Below are 10,467 nucleotides of genomic sequence, written 5' to 3'. Positions count from 1 at the left end.
GCGCGGGGAACTGCGCGAGCACCCCCGACCGACCCGCACCTCCCACCGACCCGCACCCCGATGGACCCGCACACCCGAACGCTCACATCAGCCACCCCGACTCCGCAGCAATCCGAACCGCATCGACCCGATTGCGGGCGTTGAGCTTCGTGACGACGGAGGTCAGATAGTTCCGCACCGTGCCCACGGAGAGATGGAGCGCCTCGGCGATCTCGGTGGCGTCCGCGCCCTGCGACGCGAGACGCAGGATCTCCGTCTCGCGCCCCGTGAGAGGCGACTCGCCGTCCGAGAAGGCGGAGAGCGCGAGCTGCTGGTCGATGACCCGCTCACCGGCCGCCACCTTGCGGACGACCTCGGCGAGGTAGGAGGCGGGTGAGTCCTTGAGGACGAACCCGGCCACCTGCTGGGCCAGCGCCCGCCGCAGCGTCCCCGGCTTGCCGAGGCTGGTGATGATCACCGTGCGGCAGCCGGGCAGCCGCTCGTGCAACTGCCCCGCCGCGGTGATCCCGTCCGTGTGCGGAAGGTCGTAGTCGATGACAGCCACATCCGGCCGTACGGCAAGTGCCGCCGAGAGGATCGTGTCGCCCCGGTCCACCTCTGCCACGACCTCCAGGTCGGGTTCGAGGTTGAGCAGCGCCACCAACGCACCGCGCACCATCGAGACGTCCTCGGCCAGCAGAATCCGTATCAACCCGCCCCCAGCTCTCCCGCGGGCGCGACTCCGCAACCCCCTTGCGAGGAAGTCTAGTTGGGTCATATAGCCGAGTTGTGCAGGACTTGTGTGCAGGGGTCCGTTGTAGGGGCGTACCGGGGTCAGGTCCGGCCACTCACGGGGCGCTCGGTGCGCGTGGGGATGTCCGGATACGTCGTACGCGCCTCCTCTTCGAGCCCCACCCGCCGCTGCAGCCGCCGCAGGGGTGCCGGGGCCCACCAGGTCGCCCGCCCGGTGAGCCGGAGCACAGCGGGGACCAGCAGGGCCCGTACGACCATCGCGTCCATCAGCACGGCCAGCCCCACGCCCAGGCCCAGCATCTTGATGTTGGTCACGCGCGAGGTGCCGATCGCCACCATCACCACGGCCAGGATCAGCGCCGCCGCAGTGATGAGCCCGCCGGTGCGCCGGATGCCGAGGACCACCGCGTCACGGTGGTCGCCGCCGAGCTCGTACTCCTCCTTGATGCGTGAGACCAGGAAGACCCCGTAGTCCATGGACAGACCGAACGCCACGCAGAACATCAGCACGGGCAGCGCCGTCTCGATGTCCCCGGTGGGCGTGAAACCGAGCGGGCCGGACAGGTGCCCGTCCTGGAAGACCCAGACCACGGCCCCGAACATCGCGGTCAGACTGAGCCCGTTGACGACGACGGTGAGCAGCGGCAGCAGCACGCTTCCGGTGAGCAGGAAGGCCAGGATCAGCGTCGTGACGGCGATGACCGCGAGCGCCCACGGCAGCCGCTCGGCCGTACCGTGCTGGGTGTCGGCGAGCACGGCGGCCGGTCCGGTCACCGAGGTCTCGAACGAGGCCGGAACCGCACGGATCTTCTTTACGAGACTCACACTCTGCGGTGAAGCGCTTTCCGCCGAGTGCAGTACGGAGACGAATCCGACGGCCGGGGGCGCGTCGCCCACGCGCTTCCCGCCCACGCGCTTCCCATCCACGCGCTTCCCGTCCACGAACCGCCCCGCGGGGCCCGCGACTTGGACGACATGCGCCAGCCGCGAGACCTCGCCGCTGTACTCCGTGAGTGCTTTGGCGTCCGGCTTCCCCTCGACGAGTACGGCCAGCGCGCTGCCCGGGCTGCCGGGGAACTCGTTCCTCAACTCCTCCTGTACGACCCGGGCTTCGGTGCTCGACGGGAGCTGACGGTCGTCGGCCGTGCCGAACCGCACGTCCTTGAAGGGCAGTCCGAGTGCGAGCAGCACGGCGACCGTGCCGACCGCGAACAGCGGGGCACGTCGCATCACCAGTCGGGCGAGCCGCGCCCAGCCCGCTCCCGGATTCCCGCCGCGCCTGCCGACCGGCAGCCGCAGGGCGTTGACCCGGTGTCCGAGCAGCACGAGCGCCGCGGGCAGCGCGACGAGCGAGGCCGCGGCTGAGATGAGGACGACCGCGATACCGGCGTACGCGAGGGAGCGCAGGAAGTACTGCTCGAAGACCAGCATCGAAGCGAGGCAGACGGCGACGGTCAGCGCCGAGTACAGCACCGTTCGCCCGGCGGTCCGCAGTGTCACGGCCACCGCGTCCCGTGGATCATGGCCGGCCGCCAGTTCCTCGCGATGACGTCGTACCAGGAACAGTGCGTAGTCGATGGCGAGTCCGAGCCCGAGAGCCGTCGTGAGGTTCTGCGCGTACACCGACACGTCCGTGAACTCGGTGATCACCCGCAGTACGGCGTTCGTGCCGAGCACCGACACGATCCCCACCAGCAGGGGCAGGGCTGCCGCGACCGCGCTGCCGAACACCACGACCAGCAGCACCAACGTGACCGGCAGCGCGATGACTTCGGCTCGTACGAGGTCGTCGGCGATCACCTCCTGGGAGGCGTGCCGCACCGCCGCCGGGCCGCCGAGCCGTACGTCGACCGCGCCGTGCGTGCCCTGGTAGCGCGGCTCCAGAGCCTCCAGCGCGTCGTCGACCGCGTCCTCGTCGCCCTTGATACGGGCGGTGATCAGCGCCTCGCCGCCGTCGCGGGCGCGCAGCGCGGTGTCCTTGGCCTGCCAGTACGAGACCACGCCCAACACGGTGTTCTCGTCCGCCAGTTGGCGGGCCAGGTCGTGCGCCGCCGAGGCGACGGCCGGGTCGTCGACGTCCCGGGACCCGTCGCGCGGCGACACGAGCAGCAGGAGATTCGGCTGCGAGGCGGGCCAGCGGCGCTCCAACTCGGCTGTCGCGTACGAGGATTCGGAGCCCGGGATCTGTGAGCCGCCGCTGCTCATGCGTTCGGCGACCCCGCCGCCGACCAGGACCGCGCCCGCGGTGAGCAGCAGTATCAGGAGGAGCAGCAGACGCGGCCGGGTGCTCACCGCGCGGGCGACCCGCCCCCGCGGCCCGGCTGCGGACTGTGGCGACGAAGAGGTCGGCGAACTCGGCGATGTCTGCGAAGTCGGCGATGTCTGCGGTGTCATCGGCCCTGCCCTCCTGGACGGTCGCTCTCGCGAAAGACGATCGTCCGGTGAGGGGCTAAAGGGTCGGCTGGGTCGGGGGCAGGGGCCGGGGCGCGCGTTGGCGGGCTGGGTGAAGGGGTCGGGTCGCGCGGCGGCTGACTGAGCACAGAGGTTGGGTCACGCGGCGGCCGGTTGAGTGGAAGGGCCGCGTGACGCGGGGCTGCTTGAGCAGGGGCTCGTCACGCCGCGATCGGTTGAGAAGGGGGCTCGTCACGCAGTGGTCGGTTGCGCAGAGGGGTTGTGTCTCGTCGCGGTCGGTCCGGTGCAGTCGTGGCCGGTCCGGTGCCGGGGTGTGTCACTCGTCGGCGGAGTTCAGATACGCACGCCATCCTCCGTACTCCGTGATGTCCCGCGCGCCGTCCAGCGCGCCCGGCTCGCAGAGGAAGCCGGGTGCCTCGTCGCCGTCGGCCAGTTCGACCCGGCCCAGGGCCATTGGTCGGGGCAGCGCGGCGAGCAGGCGGCCGAGCCCCTCGGCGGGCAGCCGCCACACCTCGGCCTCGATCGCGGCGCCGCCCTCGCCCACGTGGACGAGGCCCGGCTTGGGCGGTTCGGTCGACAGGGCGTGCAGCCGGTAGACGGGCGCGGTCCTGGTCGTACGTTCCAACCGGGCTCCCAGGGAGAGGAGTTGGCCGTTGAGCGGCTGGCCCGAAAGGTGGGCGCCGACCACGGCGATCCGGGTCGTCGGTGCCTCCAGGGTGCGGGCGATCCGGGCGAGGCGTTCGTCGGTGAAGGCCGGCCCGATCAGCATCACACCGAACGGGAGGCCCGCCACCTCGCCCGCCGGGACGGCCACGGCCGCCAGGTCGAAGAGGTTCGTGGAGTTGGTGAAGCGGCCGAGCCGGGCGTTGGAGCCGAGCGGGTCGGCGGCGACCTCGGCGAGCGTGGGGTGACCGGGGGCCGTCGGGAGGAGCAGGGCGTCCGCGTCGCCGAGCTCCGCCAGGGCGCGGGTGCGCAGGGCCGCCAGCCGGTCCTGGTCGGCGAAGAGCTGGTGGGCCGGGATGTCGCGGGCGCGGGTGATGATGCCGGCGACCGTCGGGTCGAGGCCGGCGCCGCCCTCGGAGAGCAACTTGTCGACAAAGCCCCCCACGGCGGTGTAGCGCTCGGCCACGAAGGCACCCTCGTAGAGCATCGCGGCGGCTTCGGTGAACGGGGCGAGGTCGAGGGGGAGCAACTCGGCTCCCGCCGCGCGGAGTTGGGCTGCGGCCTCCTCGTACGCCTCCGCCCAGCCCTCGTCCAGCTCGCCGAGCTGTTCGCGGGGCGGGACGGCGATGCGCCATGGGCCTGGAGTGCGCTGTGGGAGTGCGGGGAGGTCGCGGGCGGGCGGGGAGGTCATGTGCGCCAGGGCCTGTTCCGCCTCCTGGAGGGTGCGGGCGAAGACCGTCACGCAGTCGAGGGTGGCGCAGGCCGGGACCACGCCGCCCGTGGGGACGAGGCCCCGGGTCGGCTTGAGGCCGACGATGCCGTTGAAGGCGGCGGGGATGCGGCCGCTGCCCGCGGTGTCCGTGCCCAGGGCGAGGTCCACGATGCCGAGGGCTACGGCTACCGCGCTTCCTGAGCTGGAGCCGCCGCTGATTCTTTCGGGGGCGATGGCGTTGCGGACGGGGCCGTGGGGGGAGCGGGTGCCGACCAGGCCTGTGGCGAACTGGTCCAGATTGGTGGTGCCCAGGGGGATCGCGCCTGCCGCGCGGAGGCGGGCTACCACCGGGGCGTCCGTCTGCGGGCGGTATGCGTAGGCCGGGCAGCCTGCCGTGGTGGGGAGGCCCGCCACGTCGATGTTGCCCTTCGCGGCGAAGAGCTTGCCTGCGAGGGGGAGGTGTTCGCCTGCGGCGAGGCGGGTGTCGATGGCTCGGGCCTCCTCCTCGACCTCTGCCTGGGGGCGCAGGTCGATCCAGACCTCGGGGCGGGCTGTGGCCTCGATACGGGCGTAGGCCGCGCGAACGCGGGCCACTGCGTGGGGCTGGGTCTGGGGCGACATCTGTGCTCCTTACGGGGGTTTCGTTGTCGGCTGCCGGCCGGTGGTCGTCTGTGCCCACCCGTTCCGCCCTGCGGAACGCCTGCCCACAGACTGTGGCGGGTGGGGCGCCTGCCCACGGACGGGCGGGAGCGCCTGCGCTCAGACAGGCGGGCGGGCTGTCTGCGCACAGGCGGGTGGGTGCGCCGCCTGCCCGTAGACGCACGGCGCGGGGTCTCAGTGCTGCGGTGGGCCCACCACCGCCAATGCCGTGCCCGCTTCCACCTGGTCGCCCGGTTTGGCCAGGAGGTCCAGGACCACTCCGTCCATGGGGGAGGGGACTCGGGACTCCATCTTCATGGCCTCCAGGGCCAGCAGGGGCTGGCCCTGCGCGACCGTGTCGCCCGGTTGGACGTTGAGTTGCCATACCGAGGCGGCGAATTCGGCTTCGACCAGGCGGGCGCCCGGAGGCACTGTCACCTGCACGGCGGCGGCCACCGGAGCCGCCACAGCCTCCGCACGGGTGAACTCGCCCGCCGCCTCCCAGGCGTCGCGCTCCGCGGAGAAGGCCGTGCCCTGCCGGGTGCGGAACTCCTCGATCGCGTCGGCGTTCTCGGCGAGGAAGGCCTCGTACGAGGCGAGGGAGAACGTGCCCTCCTCGATCCTCGGGACGAAGCGGCCCGAGGTGATGTCGGAGCGCAGGTCCAGCAGTTCGTCCGCGTCCACCGGGTACCACTTGATCCGGTCGAAGAAGCGCAGCAGCCAGGGCGAGCCCGGCTCGAACGCGCCCCGCTGCTGCCACCCGGACCACACCTGCGTCGTACGGCCGACGAACTGGTAGCCGCCTGGCCCCTCCATCCCGTAGATGCACAGGTACGCCCCGCCGATGCCCACCGAGTTCTCGGCAGTCCACGTGCGCGCCGGGTTGTACTTCGTGGTGACGAGCCGGTGCCGCGGGTCGAGCGGCGTCGCCACCGGCGCCCCCAGATAGACGTCTCCGAGGCCCAGGACCAGGTACTCGGCGTCGAACACCGTCCGGTACACGTCCTCGACCGAGTCGAGACCGTTGACGCGGCGGATGAACTCGATGTTCCACGGGCACCAGGGCGCGTCGTCACGCACGCCGGCCATATAGCGGGCGATGGCCTCGCGGGTCGCAGGATCGTCCCAGGAGAGCGGGAGATGCACGGTCCGCGACGGAACGACGAGCTGGTCGGCGGGTGGCAGCGAGGTGACGATCTCCCTTACCAGGCGCAGGAGTTCGGGCTGCGGGAGCTCGTCCGGGTCCGTCTGGATCTGGAGCGAACGGATGCCGGGCGTGATGTCCGTGATGCCGGGCATCCCCGCCGCCGACACCGCCTCCATCAGCGCGTGCACCCTCATCCGCAGCGCCAGGTCGAGCTGCATGGGCCCGAACTCCACGAGTAGGTTGTCGTCACCGCTGCGCCGGTACGTCACGGCGGCGTCCCGGGCCAGTACGCCGCCGTCGGCGATCTCCGCACGGTCCGCGACCGGCGATGCAGCCGGGGTACGCCGCAGTCGCGCGGCCTCGGGCACGGTCACCGGCACGAACCGCACCGTGTCCCCGGGCCGCAGCTGCCCCAGCTTCCACCGCTGACCCTTCGCGATGGTCGCCGGGCACACGAACCCGCCCAGCGAGGGCCCGTCGGGGCCGAGCAGCACCGGCATGTCGCCCGTGTAGTCGACCGCGCCGACCGAGTAGGGCGTGTCATGGATGTTGGAGGGATGCAGGCCCGCCTCGCCGCCGTCGGTGCGCGCCCAGCGGGGCTTGGGACCGACCAGCCGTACGCCCGTACGCGCCGAGTTGAAGTGCACCTTCCACTCGGCCGCGTAGAAGTCGCGGATGTCCTCCTCGGTGAAGAACTCCGGTGCGGCGTGCGGCCCTTCGAGCGCACCGACCCACCACTCGGAACCGAACACCGGCCGCTCGCCGGCAGGAACTGGAGTGAGCACGGGAATCGGCTCACCGCGCGAAGGCAAAGGCTGCGCAGCGCCCCCGTGCAGCACATCCCCCGTCCGCAACGCCCGCCCGCCGTGCCCGCCGAACCGGCCCAGCGTGAACGTCGAGGCGCTCCCCAGGAAGGCGGGCACGTCCAGGCCGCCGCCGGCGAGGAGTACGTACGTCCGCAGCCCGTGCTCCGAGGGTGCGCCCACCTCCAGCAGACCGCCCGCGGGCACCGTCACCGGCTCCCACTGCGGGACCGCCGTTCCGTCGACCGTCACCGGCGCCGGAGCACCCGTGACGCACACGGTCGTCGGATGTGTGAACCTCAACGCCGGTCCCTGCAAGGTGCATTCGAGGCCGGGAGCGCCCTCGTCGTTGCCGAGCGCCCGGTTGCCGAGCCGGAAGGACAGGTCGTCCATCGGCCCGCACGGCGGCACGCCCACCTGCCAGTAGCCGGTCCGGCCCGGCCAGTCCTGGACCGTGGTCAGCGTTCCGCCGGAGACGACCTCGATCCGCGGCGTCGGATCGCTCACCGCGGCGAGGGTGGCCGTGGAGTGCGCCGCCGCCCGGAAGGCCGGGTCCGACAGCGCGGCCCGCACCAGGCCGAGGTTCGTCTCGATACCGTCCACCCGCGTCCTGGCCAGCGCCTCGTCCAGCCGCTCCAGCGCGTGCGCCCGGTCGGAGCCGTACGCGACGACCTTCGCGAGCATCGGGTCGTACGCCGTCGTGACTTCCGTACCCGTCTCGATCCAGCCGTCCACGCGCACACCTCGCGGGAACTCGACCCGCGTCAACAGGCCCGCGCTGGGCCGGTGTTCGCGTGACGGGTCCTCGGCGTACACCCGCGCCTCGACGGCGTGACCGCGCGGCGCCCCGGGATCGCGTACGACATCGGAGTCGCCGCGGGCAAGGCGCAGCATCCACGCGACGAGGTCGACGCCGTAGATCTCCTCGGTGACCGGATGTTCCACCTGGAGCCGGGTGTTGACCTCCAGGAAGTACGCCTCCGCGCGGGCCGCGTCATAGACGAACTCGACCGTGCCGGCGGAGCGGTAGCCGACGCTCGCGCACAAGTCCCGGGCGGAATCGGCCAGTTGCTCCCGCACCCGGGACGGCAGGCCAGGCGCCGGTGCCTCCTCCACGACCTTCTGGTTGCGGCGCTGGAGCGAGCAGTCGCGGTCGCCGAAGGTGACGACACGGCCCTCGCCGTCGCCGAACACCTGCACCTCGACATGGCGGGCGTGCTCGACGAGCCGCTCCAGGAAGACACCCGCGGAGGAGAAGGAGGCCGCGGCGACGCGCTGCACCCGCTCCCAGGCGTCACGGAGGTCCTCCGCCGAGCGGCACGCGGACATGCCGATGCCGCCTCCGCCGCCGGTCGCCTTGAGCATCACCGGGTAGCCGATGGTCTCGGCCCGGCGCAGCGCCTCGTCGACGTCCGCGAGCAGGCCCGTCCCCGGTGCCAGCGGCACCCCGGCCGCCTCGGCCGCCGCCCGGGCCGTGTGCTTCGCCCCGAACAGCTCCAGCTGCTCCGGCGTGGGCCCCACGAACACGATCCCCGCGTCCTGGCAGCGCCGCGCGAACGCCGCGTCCTCGGACAGGAAGCCGTAACCCGGGTGGATCGCCCCGGCGCCGGTGTCCTTCGCCGCCCGCAGGACGAGATCCGCGTCGAGATACGACTCCTTGGCGGGCGCGGGCCCCAGCCGTACGGCCTCGTCGGCGAGCCGCACATGGGGTGCCGAGCGGTCGGCGTCGGAGTACACCGCGACCGTGCGCAGGCCCAACTCCCTTGCCGTACGGATGATCCGGACCGCGATCTCGCCCCGGTTGGCGACGAGGAGCGTGTCGAAGTGGGTCCCTCCGTCGCCGCTCATTCGGGAGCCCCGATCGTCATCTCCACCGCTGTCGGCTCGAAGCCGTTGCAAGGGTTGTTGATCTGGGGGCAGTTGGAGACCAGCACGAGCACGTCGCGCTCGGCGCGGAGGGTCAGCGAGAGGCCCGGTGCCGAGATGCCGTCGACGATGCCGAGGGTGCCGTCCTTCTCGACCGGCACGTTCATGTACCAGTTGATGTTGGAGACCAGGTCGCGCTTGCCGAGGCCGTGACGGGCGCCTTCCGCGAGGAAGTTGTCCACGCAGGCGTGCTGGGACCAGGTGTGGTGCCCGTACCGCAGGGTGTTCGACTCCTTGGAGCAGGCGCCGCCGACCGTGTCGTGCCGGCCGACGTCGTCCGCGACGACCGTCATCAGCGGCGTGTGCTCGTTCGACATGAGCACACTGCCCGTGGTCAGGAAGATGTTCCCCTGCGCCTGGATCGTGTCGGGCGCGCTGTACCGCACGGCCGTGTCCCCGGCGTCGTACACGAGGAAGTCGACGGCCTGGTTGCCGTGCAGGTCCGTGATGGTGAGCGTGGCGCCCGCGCGGACGACGGCCGACCAGGCGGCCCGGGCCGCGACGGTGGTCTTCTCGACGGTCTGCTCGCTCATGCGATCCCCCTCGCGGCAAGGAACTCGGCGGTGTTGAGGAAGGCGCGGTGGCCCTCGGGCGTGGCGTCCCACAGCGGATCGCCCGACCGGGTGGCCTCGGCGCGCCAGGCCAGTACCTCCAGCGGAGTGCTCGTGTAGGCCTCGCGGGGGTCGGCCGGGTGGGGCACGTTGGCCAGCAGCACCGTGACGTCCTGCTCGGTGCGCAGCGTCACGCTCGTCCCGGGACCGGCCGAACCGGTGAAGTCCAGGGAGCCGTCCTCGCGTACCTCCACGCCCTGGAAGAAGGACAGCGACGGCGGCAGATCACGCGGCGCCAGCCCGTTCTTGGCCGCCGCCAGCTTGAACAGCTCACGCCCGGCGGGCGATTCGGACTGCGGCGTCCCGTCCCCGTACCGCTCCGTGTTCCGTACGAGACCGGAGGTGCCGCACAGCGCGTCGTGCCGTCCGGAGGTGTCGGCGATCACCGAGGCGAGGACGCGGCCCTGGTCGGAGAGGAGCAACTGGCCCTCGCCGAGGTAGGCGTTCCACTGCACCTTCACCGTGTCGGCCACGTTCAGGCGCTCCCACGGCCGGTCGGCGGCGAAGAGGAGCAGATGGGCGCAGGCGTCGCCCGACAGGTCGGTCAGCCGCAGCTCCGTGCCGCGTGCCAGCACCTTGTGCGTGTAGTTGCCGCCCGCCACCGTCTCCGCCCACACGAGGTGGCCCGCCTCGCACGGCGGCGCGGGCCAGGCACTCGCCGGGACGACGGGCATGGCCTCGGCGCGGGTGCCCTCCTGGGCGCGGGCATGCGCGCGGGCTCCGTAAGTGGTCGCTGTCGCCATCGCGGGACCTCCGGCTCGGCAGTGGTCGGTCATGGGTGCGGTCGAGCGGGTGCTCGTATTTCTGTCGCCCGACAGAAAT

Annotated in this window: 6 protein-coding genes; all 6 read right to left on the bottom strand. The window is 72.1% G+C overall.

The features are described from left to right. Positions 1-82: 82 nt before the first annotated feature. The 6 genes from AOK17_RS20305 to AOK17_RS20280 all read right to left on the bottom strand — a co-directional run bounded on the left by AOK17_RS20305 (position 83) and on the right by AOK17_RS20280 (position 10,388). On the bottom strand, positions 83-691 hold the full coding sequence (locus AOK17_RS20305) for a response regulator transcription factor (RefSeq protein ID WP_055613927.1): 609 nt from the start codon (positions 689-691) through the stop codon (positions 83-85). Between the two features lie 122 nt (positions 692-813). Continuing rightward, a complete protein-coding gene (locus AOK17_RS20300) occupies positions 814-3,126 on the bottom strand; it encodes an MMPL family transporter (protein ID WP_079053156.1) in 2,313 nt (770 codons plus the stop codon). Positions 3,127-3,460: 334 nt separating this feature from the next. Next, on the bottom strand, positions 3,461-5,140 hold the full coding sequence (gene atzF / locus AOK17_RS20295) for an allophanate hydrolase (RefSeq protein ID WP_055613925.1): 1,680 nt from the start codon (positions 5,138-5,140) through the stop codon (positions 3,461-3,463). Between the two features lie 213 nt (positions 5,141-5,353). After that, positions 5,354-8,956, bottom strand: coding sequence for an urea carboxylase (gene uca, locus AOK17_RS20290; RefSeq protein WP_055613924.1), 3,603 nt, complete (start codon positions 8,954-8,956; stop codon positions 5,354-5,356). Further along, a complete protein-coding gene (locus AOK17_RS20285) occupies positions 8,953-9,567 on the bottom strand; it encodes an urea amidolyase associated protein UAAP2 (protein ID WP_055613923.1) in 615 nt (204 codons plus the stop codon). The genes uca and AOK17_RS20285 overlap by 4 nt, the downstream gene beginning before the upstream one ends. Then, a complete protein-coding gene (locus AOK17_RS20280; protein ID WP_055613922.1) occupies positions 9,564-10,388 on the bottom strand; it encodes an urea amidolyase associated protein UAAP1 in 825 nt (274 codons plus the stop codon). The genes AOK17_RS20285 and AOK17_RS20280 overlap by 4 nt, the downstream gene beginning before the upstream one ends. Positions 10,389-10,467: the final 79 nt, after the last annotated feature.

The organism is Streptomyces phaeochromogenes (assembly GCF_001418655.1).
Lineage (GTDB): Bacteria > Actinomycetota > Actinomycetes > Streptomycetales > Streptomycetaceae > Streptomyces > Streptomyces phaeochromogenes.
The sequence above is the reverse complement of the archived record's forward strand: the minus strand, read 5'-3'. Positions and strand labels throughout refer to the sequence as shown.

Coding starts and splice junctions, on each gene's coding strand:
- uca (WP_055613924.1), bottom strand. CDS start 8,956: ATGAGCGGCGACGGAGGGACCCACTTCGACACGCTCCTCGTCGCCAAC.
- AOK17_RS20285 (WP_055613923.1), bottom strand. CDS start 9,567: ATGAGCGAGCAGACCGTCGAGAAGACCACCGTCGCGGCCCGGGCCGCC.
- AOK17_RS20280 (WP_055613922.1), bottom strand. CDS start 10,388: ATGGCGACAGCGACCACTTACGGAGCCCGCGCGCATGCCCGCGCCCAG.
- AOK17_RS20300 (WP_079053156.1), bottom strand. CDS start 3,126: ATGACACCGCAGACATCGCCGACTTCGCAGACATCGCCGAGTTCGCCG.
- atzF (WP_055613925.1), bottom strand. CDS start 5,140: ATGTCGCCCCAGACCCAGCCCCACGCAGTGGCCCGCGTTCGCGCGGCC.